We start from the raw sequence: 13,526 nt of genomic DNA, 5'->3' as shown, positions 1-13,526 counted from the left end.
GGAGCGACAACATGGATGTCAGCTCCCCTTTCGAATTCGACCGCAAGCGCCGGAGTGTTCACTCCCCAAACGCACACTAAACTGGCCGCCTCGACCTTTTGGTCAAGGAGTCAGAACCCTTGTTTACCGACCCGATTCGCAACGATTCCCTCGACTGGGCCCGGCTTGAGACGCAACTCGATCAGGATGGCTGCGCAGTTATCAGGTCGTTTTTAAGCCCTGATACCTGCGATGAAATAAGCGCCCTGTACGAGCGGCCTGAGCCTTTTCGCTCGAAAGTGGTGATGGCTCGCCACGGTTTTGGCCGTGGCGAGTACAAATACTTCAGATACCCGCTGCCGGATCCGGTGGCCCTGTTGCGTAGCGCGCTTTACCCTCGACTGGTTCCAATCGCCAATCGCTGGTACGAATCCATGGGTCTACCGACCCGTTTCCCCGAATCGCACGAAGCGTTTCTGCAACGCTGTCATGCCGCCGGTCAGGAACGCCCGACACCTTTGTTGCTGCAATACGGCCCGCAGGATTACAACTGTTTGCATCAGGATCTGTACGGCGAACACGTCTTTCCGCTGCAAGTGGCGATTCTTCTGTCAGAACCGGGTGAAGATTTTACCGGCGGTGAGTTTGTGCTGACCGAACAACGTCCACGGATGCAGTCGCGCCCGCAAGTCATCGGTCTGAAGAAAGGCGACGCGTTGATTTTTGCCGTGAATCAGCGCCCGGTAAAAGGCGTTCGCGGCTATTACCGAGTGACCATGCGTCACGGCGTGAGTCGCCTGCACAGTGGAAAGCGGCATACCCTTGGAATCATCTTTCACGATGCGCTATGACCCCATGAGCCCGATCACCTTCGATCTGTTTGCCGACGCCGAACCCGAGCAGCAGCCCCGGCGCGAGCAAATCGGCGAACAATCCTACGTGCTTAGAGGCTTCGCCCTGCCTTGGCTCGACCGGTTGCTGCCGACGCTGGAGGCGGTTCTGGCTGCAGCCCCTTTTCGGCAGATGGTCACACCCGGCGGCTTTACCATGTCAGTGGCGCTGAGCAGTTGCGGCACTTGGGGCTGGACGACCGATCGCAGCGGCTACAAGTACACTCGCAACGATCCGCAGACCGGCCTGCCCTGGCCTGAAATGCCTGAGGTGTTTTTCGAACTGGCCCAAGCGGCGGCGCGGGAAGCTGGGTTTATCGATTTCGTGCCTGATTCCTGCCTGATCAACCGCTATATTCCCGGTGCCAGGATGTCGTTGCATCAGGACAAAGACGAAGGTTCCTACGCGGCCCCTATCGTGTCGGTATCCTTGGGATTGCCGGCGACATTCCTGTTCGGTGGCTTCGAACGCAGCGCCAAAAGCCAGCGGGTGCCACTGTTGCACGGCGATATTGTGGTCTGGGGCGGCGTCGACCGTTTGCGTTATCACGGCGTCTTGCCGATCAAGGAGGGTTATCACCCTCAGTTGGGCGAACAGCGGATCAACTTCACCTTTCGTACCGCAGAATGAAACCGTTGAATTCGACCGCAAGACCCGGAGTGTGGCGTCTCTGCCGGCTGGTTAATCTGCATGAAACGGGTCAACGGACATGAAGCCATGACAACTCATTCGAAAAATATCGCCACCGAAAACGATCCTCGCTGGGCCGCTGTGGTCGCGCGCGATCCCCGCGCCGACGGGCAGTTTGTGTATGCGGTGAAAACCACCGGCATCTACTGCCGTCCCAGCAGTCTGGCGCGCTTGCCGAAGCCGCAGAATGTCGAGTTTTTCGACACGGCCGAGCAAGCTCAGGCGGCAGGGTATCGTCCCAGCAAACGGGCCGCTAAAGATCAAAGCGACGTCGCCGCACAACACGCCACGACCGTAGCCGCTGCGTGTCGTCACATCGAATCCGCCGAGACCTTGCCGGCGCTGAATGAACTGGCAGACGCGGCCGGCCTGAGCAGCTTCCACTTCCATCGCGTGTTCAAAGCCGTCACCGGCCTGACGCCCAAGGGCTACGCGACGGCCCACCGCTCGCGCAAGGTTCGCGAACGCCTGGCGGACGGCAGCACGGTCACCGACGCGGTGTATGACGCCGGCTTCAACTCCAACAGCCGTTTCTATGAGGCGGCGGATCAACTGCTGGGCATGAAGCCCGGCGATTACCGCGCGGCCGGGCAGAACAACGACATTCGTTTTGCCGTCGGCCAGTGTTCCCTCGGGGCGATTCTGGTGGCGCAAAGTGAGCGCGGCGTCTGCGCGATTCTGTTGGGGGACGATCCGCATCAATTGGTCTGTGATCTGCAGGACAAGTTTCGGCGCGCCAACCTGATTGGCGCCGATCATGAATTCGAGCAGTTGATCGCCAAAGTGGTGGGTTTTATCGAAGCCCCGGCCCTCGGCCTGGACTTGCCGCTGGACGTACGCGGCACGGCGTTTCAGGAGCGGGTGTGGCAAGCCTTGCGAGAGATTCCCGCCGGCAGCACCGCCAGTTATGCCGATATCGCTCAGCGCATCGGCGCACCGAAAGCCATGCGCGCCGTGGCCCAGGCCTGTGGCGCGAACAGCCTGGCGGTGGCAATCCCTTGCCATCGCGTGGTGCGCAGCGACGGCAACCTGTCGGGCTATCGGTGGGGTGTGGAGCGCAAGCGTCAGTTGCTTGAACGCGAGAACGCGGCTGAATCCTGAATGCCGATATAGACCGCCACGGTCTCCGGGCCGGTGTAGACCTCGAAGTCCGTGGCGAACTTGCGGTGAACCTGCGGGTTATCTTCGAAGTAAGCCCAGACCAGTCCCCACGTCTGAATGACGCTGTCTGGCATCGGTCCTTTGGAGCTGAACACCAGATAATCGCCGCCCTCAATTTGAAGCTGCGCAAAACCCTCGGAGGGCGCGGTGACCGCTGCACCCGCGGTTACATCGAAGTGGCCCGAAGCATCGGATTCGTAGTTGGAATAGACGCCGTACATAAAGGAGTTCGGCTGTTTGTGGGCGATTTTGTCGAAAACGTCCTCAACGAAAAATTGTTCCCACATAGGGCCGATACGTGCGGTATCTGGCTGCTGTTCTGCGGCATTGAGGGTTCGCACCTGCAAGCCCGCGACACTAAAGGGCAGCACTTCACGCAGCTTTACATCCATTGTCGCTATTTCCTTATTTCTACAGTTTGTCTGTTTGATTGGCGCCAAGACGATCAACGATTGACGTCGACCACCACCCGACCGCGCAACTGGCCGGCAAGCAGGCGCTGCGCCGCATCGATGGCTTCACTCAAGCCGATTTCGTGACTGATCAGCGGCAGCAAGGCGAAATCCAGATCCTTGGCCAGGCGATTCCAGGCCAGTATCCGCTTGGCTTTGGGTTGGGTCACGCTGTTGATGCCGGCCAAGGTCACACCGCGCAAAATGAACGGCGCGACAGAGGCTGGAAAGTCCATGCCTTGCGCCAGACCGCAGGCGGCGACGGTGCCGTTGGCCCGAGTGCTTGCGCAGGCGTTGGCCAACGTGTGGCTGCCGACCGAATCGATCACCGCCGCCCAACGCTCCTTGGCCAACGGTTTGCCCGGCTCCGACAACGTGGCGCGATCGATGATTTCGCTGGCGCCCAATTGCTTGAGATATTCGTGCTCGGCGGTGCGGCCGGTGGACGCCACCACGCGATAGCCGAGTTTGCTCAGCAGCGCGATGGCGAAACTGCCTACGCCGCCGTTCGCGCCTGTCACCAGCACCTCGCCTTGCTCGGGGTTCACGCCGTTGTGCTCCAGTGCAAGGATGCTCAGCATCGCCGTGTAACCGGCCGTGCCGATGGCCATTGCTTGCGCGGCGGTGAATGCTTTGGGCAACGGGATCAGCCAGTCGCCATTCAGGCGCGCTTTCTGCGCCAATCCGCCCCAGTGTCCTTCGCCCACACCCCAGCCATTGAGCAGGACCTGATCACCGACCTTGTAGTCCGGATGACTGCTGACATCGACAGTGCCCGCCAGATCAATCCCCGGCACCATCGGGAATTTGCGCACCACCGGGCTGCTGCCAGTGATCGCCAGGCCATCCTTGAAATTTAGCGTGCTGTACGCCACACGCACGGTCACATCGCCTTCAGGCAATTGATCGTCATTGATCTCTTGCAGGGTGGCCCGGTAACCGCTGTCGTCCTTGTCGATCAAAATGCCTTTGAACATCACTGCCTCCCGATGGAATCGTTCAGTTGTCGTGCTGTTGAAATAACACATGAAAACACATCGCCGTAGCCGACTTTAAGCCAATCCTCAAACTCGACTGGCCTTGGGTCAGCCATTACTGATACAAATTCGTTTCTACCGACGCCGGAGAACACTGCACATGAGCCAATGGCCAGACACCCGCATTCTTGACCTGCTCGGGATCGAATTGCCGATCATTCAGGCCCCTCTGGCTGGCGCGACGACGTCGGCCATGGTGATTGCGGTGAGCAACGCTGGCGGCCTGGGCTCGATGCCTGCCGCGATGCTGAGCATCGAGCAGTTGCGCGAGGAGCTGAAAACGATTCGCCAACACACCCAGCGCCCGTTCAACGTCAACTTCTTCTGCCATCAACCTCCACCGCCCGATGAGCAACGTGCCCGGAACTGGAAGAATCTGCTGGAACCGTATTACCGGGAATTGGAAGTCGATTTCGATGCGCCGACGCCGGTATCCAATCGCGCGCCGTTCGATAATGCGGCCTGCGAAGTGCTTGAAGAGTTTCGTCCTGAAGTGGTGAGTTTTCACTTCGGCCTGCCGGAAAAGTCCCTGCTGGATCGGGTAAAAGCCACCGGGGCGAAAATTCTTTCCTCGGCGACTACCGTCGAAGAAGCCATCTGGCTGGAGCAGCATGGCTGCGATGCGATTATCGCCATGGGTTACGAGGCTGGCGGCCACCGGGGGATGTTCCTCAGTGATGACTTGAGCAGCCAGGTGGGGACCTTTGCCCTGGTGCCACAAATCGTCGACGCGGTGAACGTGCCGGTGATTGCGGCGGGCGGGATTGGCGATGCGCGAGGCGTTGCGGCAGCTTTCCTGCTGGGCGCCTCGGCGGTTCAAGTGGGTACGGCTTATTTGTTCACGCCGGAGGCCAAGGTCAGTGCTTCTCACCACAAAGCGTTGCGCACAGCCAAGGAAAGTGAAACGGCGGTCACCAACATTTTCACCGGGCGCCCGGCACGCGGGATTCTCAATCGGGTGATGCGGGAGCTGGGGCCAATGAGCGCCAAAGCGCCGGCCTTTCCCTTGGCGGGTGGTGCGTTGATGCCGCTGCGGGCCAAAGGGGAAGCGGATTTCAGCAGCCTTTGGGCCGGTCAGGCGTTCACGCTGGGCGTTGAAATGACCTCGGCAGAGTTGACTCGGCGTTTGGCGGATGAGGCGTTGGCCAAACTGACTCGCTAGGCACAAAACCAGTGGGAGCGGGCTTCCTGTGGCGAGGGAGCTTGCTCCCGTTCGGCTGCGAAGCAGTCGTGAAGCTTTTGGGGCCGCTTCGCGCCCTAGCGGGAGCAAGCTCCCTCGCCACAGGAAGCCCACTAGCCACAGGTAAGCCCTCTCCCCACAAATCCGGTGCCAAGCCTGCACTCTGCATCCGGCAAGTTCCGTTTACAGGCAATTCGCTATATATTCCGCTATATAGCGTTTCATCTCGCCTACCACGGAGCCGCTTCATGATCATTCGTGCCTCACGTATTGCCCCTGCGTGCCTGTTCACCGTGTTCGCTTTCGGCTCCGCCCAGGCGGATGAAGTCCAGGTCGCGGTTGCCGCCAACTTCACTGCGCCGATCCAGGCCATCGCGGCGGATTTCGAGAAAGACACCGGGCACAAACTGGTCACCTCCTTTGGTGCAACCGGCCAGTTCTATACCCAGATCAAGAACGGCGCGCCGTTCGAAGTATTCCTCTCGGCAGACGACACCACCCCGCAAAAACTCGAAACCGAAGGCGACACAGTCAAAGGCTCACGCTTCACCTACGCCGTCGGCACTCTGGCGCTGTGGTCGGTCAAGGACCGTTACGTCGACGCCAAGGGAAAAGTGCTGAGCGACAATCAGTATCAGCATCTGTCCATCGCCAACCCGAAAGCCGCCCCGTATGGCCTTGCCGCCACTCAAGTACTGGCCAAGCAAGGCCTGACCAACAAGGTCAAAGACAAGATCGTTGAAGGCCAGAACATCACCCAGGCCTACCAATTCGTCTCCACCGGCAATGCCGAACTCGGTTTTGTGGCCTTGTCGCAGATCTACAAAGACGGCAAAGTCACCAGCGGTTCGGCCTGGATCGTCCCGGCCGATCTGCATGACCCGATCAAACAAGACGCGGTGATCCTCAATAAGGGCAAGGACAACCCGGCCGCCAAGGCACTGGTTGACTACCTAAAAGGTCCGAAAGCCGCCGCTGTCATCAAATCCTACGGTTACCAACTCTAAATGACGCTATCGAGTGCCGATTATTCCGCCATCTGGTTGACCCTGAAACTGGCGTCCCTGACGACCGTGATCCTGTTGGTCATCGGCACTCCGATTGCATTATGGCTGTCGCGCACCCGGTCCTGGTTGCGCGGCCCGATCGGGGCGATCGTCGCCCTGCCCCTGGTGCTGCCGCCCACGGTGATCGGCTTTTATTTGTTGCTGGCGCTCGGCCCGAACGGCTGGATCGGTCAGTTCACCCAATCGCTGGGTCTCGGCACCCTGACCTTCAGTTTTGCGGGGCTGGTGATCGGCTCGGTGCTGTACTCGATGCCGTTCGTGGTCCAACCGCTACAGAATGCTTTTTCCGCCATCGGCACTCGCCCATTGGAAGTGGCTGCCACCTTGCGCGCCAATCCCTGGGACACGTTCTTCAGCGTGATTGTGCCGCTGGCCCGCCCCGGTTTCATCACCGCGGCCATTCTTGGTTTCGCCCACACCGTCGGCGAGTTCGGCGTGGTGCTGATGATTGGCGGCAACATTCCCGACAAGACCCGCGTGGTCTCGGTGCAGATCTACGATCATGTCGAAGCCATGGAATACGCCCAGGCTCATTGGCTGGCCGGGGCGATGTTGGTGTTCTCGTTTGCAGTATTGCTGGCGCTCTACTCCAGCCGTAAAACCAAAGCGGCCTGGAGCTGATCGATGATTCATACGCGCTTGAAACTGAACTATTCGGGATTCGCCCTGGATGTCGACCTGCAACTGCCCGGCCGAGGAGTGACGGCGCTTTACGGCCATTCCGGCTCGGGCAAAACCACGTGCCTGCGCTGCATCGCCGGTCTGGAACAGGCCGAGCAGGGTTTTATTCAGGTCAACGATGAAGTCTGGCAGGACAGCGACAAGGGGATTTTTGTCCCGCCGCATAAACGCGCCTTGGGTTACGTCTTCCAGGAAGCCAGCCTGTTCCCACATCTGTCGGTGCGGGCCAATCTTGAGTTCGGCCTCAGGCGCATCCCTCGCCAACAGCGCCGGGTCGACATGGCGCATGCCACTGAATTGCTGGGGATTGGTCATTTGCTGGGCCGTGATCCGCAGAACCTTTCTGGCGGCGAACGCCAGCGGATCGGTATCGCTCGTGCCCTGCTCACCAGCCCGAAGCTTTTGCTGATGGACGAACCGCTGGCGGCGCTCGATACCCAGCGTAAAAACGAAATCCTGCCGTATCTGCAACGGCTGCACGATGAACTGGACATCCCCGTGCTGTACGTCAGCCATTCTCAAGATGAAGTCGCGCGGCTCGCCGACCACCTCGTCCTGCTCAGTAACGGCAAGGCTTTGGCCAGTGGCCCCATCGGCGAAACCCTGGCCCGGCTCGATCTGCCGCTGGCGCTGGGCGACGACGCCGGCGTGGTGATCGAAGGACACGTCAGCGCCTATGACGCTGACTATCAGTTGTTGACCTTGCAACTGCCCAACACGGAGCTAAGCATTCGAGTCGCCCATTTACCGATGGCTGAAGGCCAGGCATTGCGCTGCAAGGTCCAGGCACGGGATGTCAGCCTGAGCCTGCAAGGCGTCGAGCACAGCAGCATCCTCAATCGCCTGCCGGTCACGGTGATCAGTGAAATCGGCGCCGATAACGCCGCTCACGTACTGATCCGTCTGAACGCGGCCGGTACACCGCTGTTGGCGCGGATCACCCGCTATTCCCGGGATCAACTGGGCGTGCACCCCGGACAGCAACTCTGGGCGCAAATCAAAGCGGTGGCGGTGCTGGCCTAAAATCTGTCGGCACTCTCCAGGCATTCTCCAGGCACCCCGGCAACAGTGCGCGGTCAATGGTTTAACGCCCCATGATTCGTCGCTCAGGATTGCCCGCCATGCCAGATACCGCGTTGCCCGATGTTCTGCCGCCCGATCTGCATTACGTCGATGACAGCCAGCCCGGCATTACCCGCAAGCTCCTGCGCGGCAAGTTTTGCTACTTCGACCCGGCGGGTCAGCGCATTACCGGTCCGGATGAAATCAAACGCATCAATGCACTTGCGGTGCCGCCCGCCTACACCGACGTGTGGATTTGCCCCGACCCACGCGGCCATCTGCAAGCCACCGGCCGCGACGCTCGCGGCCGCAAGCAATACCGTTATCACCCGCGCTGGCGAGAAGTGCGCGATGCCGACAAATACTCGCGCTTGCGGGACTTCGGCCTGGCCCTGCCGAAACTGCGTAAACAGCTTGAAACTCTGTTGGCGGCGCCCGGTCTCAGCCGCGACAAAGTCATGGCCACGGTGATTACTTTGCTCGATGCGACGCTGATCCGGGTCGGCAACACGCAATACGCCCGGGACAATCGCTCCTATGGCCTGACGACCCTGCGCAACCGTCATGTCGAGGTCAACGGCAGTGCGATCCTGTTCCAGTTTCGTGGCAAGAGCGGCATCGAGCACCAGATCACCGTCAAAGACCTGCGGCTGGCGCGGATCATCAAGCGTTGCCTGGAAATCCCGGGGCAAAACCTCTTTCAGTATCTGGACGAAAACGGCGAGCGGCACACCATCAGTTCCTCCGACGTCAACGCCTACTTGCAGACGCTGACCGGCGCCGATTTCACCGCCAAGGACTACCGCACCTGGGCCGGCAGTGCGCTGGCGTTGGCGGTGCTGCGCGAGTTGCAGTGGGAATCGGAAGCCGACGCGAAGCGGCATGTGGTGGAAATGGTCAAGAACGTCGCCCGGCAACTGGGCAATACCCCGGCGGTTTGCCGCAAGTGCTACATCCACCCCGCAGTCGTCGATGGTTTCATGCGGGGGGCATTGTCCGAACTGCCACGATCTAGGGGACGTAAAAGGCTCAGGGCCGAAGAAGTCGCGCTGGCAGTGCTTCTGGAGAAGCTTATCGAGACGGCCGAAACACCGTGAGATCTCTTTGAGGTGGACTAAACCGACGAACTGACCTGTCCGTTTTTTGCATGATCGCAAAGGGCTTCTATGCTTGATCTGAATACGAATAGCTTCGGTGACGCCATGGAAGACATTTTCGTTGTGAAACGCTGCAACAAGATCATCATTCATGGTCGCCGGGCCGGAGAACCCGATCACCCGCCACCCGACGCTGCCGTCTGGTATCGCATCACCGATACCCGCACTCGCGGCTTCATCGGTGACGGCTTCGATCTTGAAGAGGACGCCGCACGCGAATGTCGGCGGCTTAACGCGGTCAGTTCGCCGAAGTCCCAGCAGGCCTGAAGCTGACCTGTTTTATTTCCGGGTCTATACTCATAGGAGCTGAAGGATCAGCGACCCACCGGCAGAAAGCTCGCTCCTCGCGGGCTTTTTGTTGCCCTTTGCCCGATTTCTTTGAACGGAGGTGTATGTCATGTCCGAGAAAGAGTCCATCACCACCCTGCTCACCCTGCTTGACTCCCGTCAGGCGCGCCTTGCCGCTGCGTGTAAGGAAATCGCCGATTGGGTCGATAATCAAGGGGGGCATCCCACAGCCCTCAGGATTCGCGATCGTCTGAATGACATCGAGAAAGACACGCCGCAGATTCGCAGCGCGCTGTCTTCACTCAAACCTGTCGAGCCACCGCTGCCTCGGTTCAGATGAGTCGACCCAAGTACTTGAGCCAGGCACAAAGCCCCATTCAGGGCACCTGAACGGTGACAGCCGTCACCAGGCTTACACCTGCCTGCCTGTCATGCGCTACACACCCACCCGGCCAAATATGCCGGGCTTTTTTTGTTTGGGTCTTTTCCCATTTCACACGACCTTCACAACTCATGCCCTACAGTGCATCCACTCCTTTCAAGAAATCCCCTGGCCCGCCCGCATGCGGGCCTTTTTTTGCCTGCTATATAACGAACGAACGCCCTCGCCCGTCTGTCGAACGATTACACATCACGAAGGAGATACCCCATGGTCACTCACTTCAAAGTCAGCGGGCACCTGGCCTGCGGACACAAAGGCAGCAAGCTGATTTCAAGCAGCATACTGACTCGCGTAAAATGCAGAAGCTGCCGAAACACCGATGCGTTCAAAGATGCACGCAAAGCCGAACGCAACGCTGCACGTCGGGCCGCACGCAAGGCCAAAGTCGTCCACACAGTCACTGACTGGCGCGCAGCCTGGACCCAGCGGCTGATCGAAATGCCCGGTTTGCAAAGACTGCCGCGCGGTTTCACCGGCCAGCCATTCGTGTAGCTGACTCCCAACCCCGACATGGGGCGCTATAGGAGAGGAAACACCGATGAACAGACTTCTTCTGCTTCTGGTCGTCTGCCTGTGCCCCACGTGGGTGATGGCCCAAGGGTGCGACGTCAAAACCCGATCTCAAAGCCCTTCAGTTCCCTTGATCGAAACACACAGCTGCTATGAGTACGAAGGCATGCCCGTGGACTCTATTGATTGGTCCTGCAGCAACGAGAGCAAGGAAATGCTGACCACCACCAAGAAAAAAGTCGCACAGTGCGGTGATCGCTATCGGGCTACCTGCCTGGGCACATTGACTGCAGAGGCGCTGGCCAACCCTCAGTCCATCAGCAAGGACAAGAACAGCAAACCGCTGAACATCCCCGACAATGCCCAGGTCATCACTTATTACTACAGCGTCGAGAACCTGCCGCAGGTCAAGATCGATTGCGAAACCGGTGGTGGGAAATGGACGGAGAAGTAGCTGTTTTATGAACCGACCTGCCTGACGCACCGCAACTTCTGGTTCTACGACCGCTGCGCAGCCGAACGCAGCCTTCGGCAGCTGCTACAACGCGCGTGTCGCGGCTGAAATGCTTAACCGACTGGCATCCAGGATAAAGCCTGTCAAAAATTGCGAAGCAGAAACGACAAAGGCCTGCATGAGAAACCTCATGCAGGCCTTTGATAAATATGGTGCCGAAGCCGGAATCGAACCGGCACGCCCTTACGAGCGGGGGATTTTAAGTCATCTTCCCCACCGCCAGCCTACAAAAGCATTTGAGCGCTGAGATCGGCTGCTGACCGTGTTTACAGGCTTAAAAATTTGTAAAATCAATCACTTACGAACACTCTTTGCTGGCCTTGATGCGAGGGCGAGAGCTGAGCTCAGCATGCCAGGAATGGCGAAAGCTGTCTGCAAAGCTCCCAAGCCGGCTCCCAAGCGGCTCACAAACCTCAGATGCTGGCTACCGAATCGCAGACGACAAAAAACACCAGAGTCGGTTAGACGCTAGTGACAGATGTGAGGGGTAAGCGAGATGAAAAGCGAGTGGAGTGGTGCCTCGAGCCGGAGTCGAACCGGCACACCTTGCGGCGACGGATTTTAAGTCCGGTGTGTCTACCAATTTCACCATCGAGGCTTATGTAGCGGGTGGAGCGCTAAAGCAGGCGACGATTTAACACCAAAACAAAACCAGAATCAATCACTTAGCCACGGGAAATGAATGTAATGGCCATGAAAATCAATTTCACCAAAGCCGCTCTGGACGACTTGACCTGCCCTGACGGCAAGGCCGACATTCTGGTGTACGACACGAAAATCAAAGGCCTGGTTATTCGAGTCACCAAAGCTGGCGGTAAAACCTTTTTTGTGATGCGCAAAATCAAGGGCCGAGACCATAGGGTTAAGCTGGAGGCTTACGACAAACGCACCACTAAGATTCCGCTGATTCGCGAAGCCGTCGAAGCACTACATTGAATACATCCTTGGTCAACCCATAATTCTAGCCATCAGAAAGCCGCAGGTGTGCGCGTTTGATCGAAATCCATAGGGCCAGGTTTGTCGGAGCGACGGACGTAGACAGCCAAAGGATTGCTGGATACGTCTTTAGCCTCGCGTCATCCCGGGCGTGGTGCGGAGGATCTACGATAAGGTTTCCAATACCTGTAGACACCGACGCCGAGTTGACCCACATGCCGACGCAAGTCTGCCCCCCACGTCGGCGCCAATCCAGCACAGGCAATGGCTTGCGAAGAATCAGACCGGGTCAGTGACATCTCAGCAACTGGCTCAATTCGATGTCGGCGCTAACTGCTCAGTAATGTCCAGCAGGTCACGGGGATGGTGCGCAGCTAGCCTGTCTAGCCGCGTCACTGTTACCAAATCACTGGCGGGCAAGTGATCGAGCAGTCTGAACGCTTCCTCGCTGCGTTCTGAGCCTGTACGCAAAGCGAGTTACCATTGCCGACAAACAAGCAAGGAGACCACACGTGAGAAGGCCACCTATGAAAATCATCATCGAAGAATGGGATGGTGACGGGGCGATACGCATTCCAGACGAGACGCTGCAGGAGCTCGAGCTGGATGTCGGCGACGCTGTGTACCTGATAGAAGAATTTGTCGGCAACACGCGCTGCCTAGTCCTATCAAAAACGGCTCAAGTAGCGGAGCGAATAGACGAACTCACTGCGACCTGGAATAGCGGGCAAGAATGATGATTGACACGAAGCGTCTCTGGCAGCGCGAACGTAGACGACGCTATGCCTTGTGGGATTTAGAAAGGCTGCAGCCAGGATCTGATCGAGCAATTCAATACCTGGAGATTCTTGATGAAGTTGAGCGCGAAGGTCGAGATGACCCCATTGGTGATGCGTAAGCGTCCGAACTACACCGCCTTGCATCTCAAACCTTAATCCCCTTTAACCGCTGATTGACGCGCTCACACTCAAAAACCGTTGGATCGAAGTTATCGCCATGCCACTCCAGCATATCTTCATGCTCTGGGTGGTCGGGATGGGATCTGCCATCACTTCAAGGAATTCGGCATAGCCCGGCCAACCGCCGATGTCTTCCGGCGGGCAAGCATTGGCACCGTCGACGCAATACGGCACCTGAGGGCATGCCGCAGCGGGCAATCTCTTTCCGGTCGGCCAGGGTTGAGCGCTCCAGATCTACGCCCTCGCGGGCGTAAATCTCGGATTGCCGATACAGCGGAAGAAGATCGACAAACTTGGAGACCAGTACATGGGCCAATAACCCCGGGCCAGCGAGGCCTCGAGCTATCGGGCGACTCGCGCCGGCACCTGGGCGATGTGCTCGCAGCAGCGGCAGACCCATTTGGGACGCACATGGCGAATCACCTTAAAACGTGCCGGAACGTACTCCAGCACTTCAGCTGCGGATTCCATGACCATCCGGACACCCATTCCGCCAACATCCGGACATTGATTCCACGCT

Annotated in this window: 16 protein-coding genes, 1 tRNA gene and 3 pseudogenes; 14 read left to right on the top strand and 6 right to left on the bottom strand. The window is 58.6% G+C overall.

What is annotated here, in order from left to right:
* Positions 1 to 119: 119 nt before the first annotated feature.
* From IC37_RS12925 to ada, 3 genes are all read left to right on the top strand, one after another.
* Positions 120 to 830: a 2OG-Fe(II) oxygenase gene (locus tag IC37_RS12925; protein WP_030131442.1), complete on the top strand. Its 711-nt coding sequence runs from the start codon at positions 120 to 122 to the stop codon at positions 828 to 830.
* Positions 820 to 1,500: a DNA oxidative demethylase AlkB gene (gene alkB, locus IC37_RS12920; protein WP_030131443.1), complete on the top strand. Its 681-nt coding sequence runs from the start codon at positions 820 to 822 to the stop codon at positions 1,498 to 1,500. The genes IC37_RS12925 and alkB overlap by 11 nt, the downstream gene beginning before the upstream one ends.
* Before the next feature lie 87 nt (positions 1,501 to 1,587).
* Entirely contained in the window at positions 1,588 to 2,661 is a 1,074-nt protein-coding gene (ada, locus tag IC37_RS12915) for a bifunctional DNA-binding transcriptional regulator/O6-methylguanine-DNA methyltransferase Ada (protein ID WP_030131444.1), read from the top strand.
* On the opposite strand, the gene IC37_RS12910 is transcribed toward ada, so the two are convergent.
* Both IC37_RS12910 and IC37_RS12905 read right to left on the bottom strand, forming a co-directional pair.
* Positions 2,625 to 3,113, bottom strand: coding sequence for a GyrI-like domain-containing protein (locus IC37_RS12910; RefSeq protein WP_030131445.1), 489 nt, complete (start codon positions 3,111 to 3,113; stop codon positions 2,625 to 2,627). The two genes, ada and IC37_RS12910, sit on opposite strands and share 37 nt — an antisense overlap.
* A gap of 53 nt (positions 3,114 to 3,166) precedes the next feature.
* On the bottom strand, positions 3,167 to 4,150 hold the full coding sequence (locus tag IC37_RS12905; protein ID WP_030131446.1) for an MDR family oxidoreductase: 984 nt from the start codon (positions 4,148 to 4,150) through the stop codon (positions 3,167 to 3,169).
* Positions 4,151 to 4,310: 160 nt separating this feature from the next.
* Between IC37_RS12905 and IC37_RS12900 the strand changes: the two genes are divergently transcribed.
* The 9 genes from IC37_RS12900 (at position 4,311) to IC37_RS12860 (ending at position 11,051) form a co-directional block, all read left to right on the top strand.
* Positions 4,311 to 5,372 (top strand): nitronate monooxygenase family protein, encoded by a 1,062-nt coding sequence (locus IC37_RS12900; protein ID WP_030131447.1) that lies wholly within the window; start codon positions 4,311 to 4,313, stop codon positions 5,370 to 5,372.
* 266 nt (positions 5,373 to 5,638) lie between these two features.
* Positions 5,639 to 6,397, top strand: a complete 759-nt coding sequence (gene modA / locus IC37_RS12895; protein ID WP_030131448.1) for a molybdate ABC transporter substrate-binding protein — start codon at positions 5,639 to 5,641, stop codon at positions 6,395 to 6,397.
* The gene (gene modB / locus IC37_RS12890; RefSeq protein ID WP_030131449.1) at positions 6,398 to 7,078 is read left to right on the top strand and encodes a molybdate ABC transporter permease subunit; all 681 of its coding nucleotides are present in this window, start codon (positions 6,398 to 6,400) and stop codon (positions 7,076 to 7,078) included.
* Positions 7,079 to 7,081: 3 nt separating this feature from the next.
* Positions 7,082 to 8,161, top strand: coding sequence for a molybdenum ABC transporter ATP-binding protein (modC, locus tag IC37_RS12885; protein ID WP_030131450.1), 1,080 nt, complete (start codon positions 7,082 to 7,084; stop codon positions 8,159 to 8,161).
* A gap of 98 nt (positions 8,162 to 8,259) precedes the next feature.
* Positions 8,260 to 9,297: a DNA topoisomerase IB gene (locus IC37_RS12880; protein ID WP_030131451.1), complete on the top strand. Its 1,038-nt coding sequence runs from the start codon at positions 8,260 to 8,262 to the stop codon at positions 9,295 to 9,297.
* A 69-nt stretch (positions 9,298 to 9,366) separates the two neighbouring features.
* Positions 9,367 to 9,624, top strand: coding sequence for a hypothetical protein (locus tag IC37_RS12875; RefSeq protein WP_030131452.1), 258 nt, complete (start codon positions 9,367 to 9,369; stop codon positions 9,622 to 9,624).
* A 130-nt stretch (positions 9,625 to 9,754) separates the two neighbouring features.
* The gene (locus IC37_RS12870) at positions 9,755 to 9,985 is read left to right on the top strand and encodes a hypothetical protein (RefSeq protein WP_008012835.1); all 231 of its coding nucleotides are present in this window, start codon (positions 9,755 to 9,757) and stop codon (positions 9,983 to 9,985) included.
* A gap of 309 nt (positions 9,986 to 10,294) precedes the next feature.
* Entirely contained in the window at positions 10,295 to 10,579 is a 285-nt protein-coding gene (locus IC37_RS12865) for a hypothetical protein (RefSeq protein ID WP_030131453.1), read from the top strand.
* A gap of 46 nt (positions 10,580 to 10,625) precedes the next feature.
* Positions 10,626 to 11,051, top strand: coding sequence for a hypothetical protein (locus IC37_RS12860; RefSeq protein ID WP_030131454.1), 426 nt, complete (start codon positions 10,626 to 10,628; stop codon positions 11,049 to 11,051).
* Between the two features lie 573 nt (positions 11,052 to 11,624).
* Here the strand turns inward: IC37_RS12860 and IC37_RS12855 are convergent.
* Positions 11,625 to 11,709: transfer RNA gene (locus tag IC37_RS12855), tRNA-Leu, on the bottom strand.
* A 95-nt stretch (positions 11,710 to 11,804) separates the two neighbouring features.
* Between IC37_RS12855 and IC37_RS12850 the strand changes: the two genes are divergently transcribed.
* Entirely contained in the window at positions 11,805 to 12,047 is a 243-nt protein-coding gene (locus tag IC37_RS12850) for a hypothetical protein (RefSeq protein ID WP_143519189.1), read from the top strand.
* A 330-nt stretch (positions 12,048 to 12,377) separates the two neighbouring features.
* Here IC37_RS12850 and IC37_RS30970 read toward each other — a convergent pair.
* Positions 12,378 to 12,518 (bottom strand): annotated as a pseudogene (locus IC37_RS30970) (recombinase family protein); the annotation flags it as partial.
* Positions 12,519 to 12,574: 56 nt separating this feature from the next.
* On the opposite strand from IC37_RS30970, the gene IC37_RS12845 reads away from it, so the two are divergent.
* A complete protein-coding gene (locus tag IC37_RS12845) occupies positions 12,575 to 12,784 on the top strand; it encodes an AbrB/MazE/SpoVT family DNA-binding domain-containing protein (protein WP_256580728.1) in 210 nt (69 codons plus the stop codon).
* Between the two features lie 187 nt (positions 12,785 to 12,971).
* Here the strand turns inward: IC37_RS12845 and IC37_RS12840 are convergent.
* Both IC37_RS12840 and IC37_RS12835 read right to left on the bottom strand, forming a co-directional pair.
* Positions 12,972 to 13,210 (bottom strand): annotated as a pseudogene (locus tag IC37_RS12840) (plasmid pRiA4b ORF-3 family protein); the annotation flags it as partial.
* A 4-nt stretch (positions 13,211 to 13,214) separates the two neighbouring features.
* Positions 13,215 to 13,526: pseudogene (locus IC37_RS12835) on the bottom strand (IS66 family transposase zinc-finger binding domain-containing protein); the annotation flags it as partial.

The organism is Pseudomonas sp. QTF5 (genome assembly GCF_000512695.2).
GTDB lineage: Bacteria > Pseudomonadota > Gammaproteobacteria > Pseudomonadales > Pseudomonadaceae > Aquipseudomonas.
Note: the sequence above shows the minus strand (reverse complement) of the source record. Positions and strands in the feature narration are given on the sequence as shown.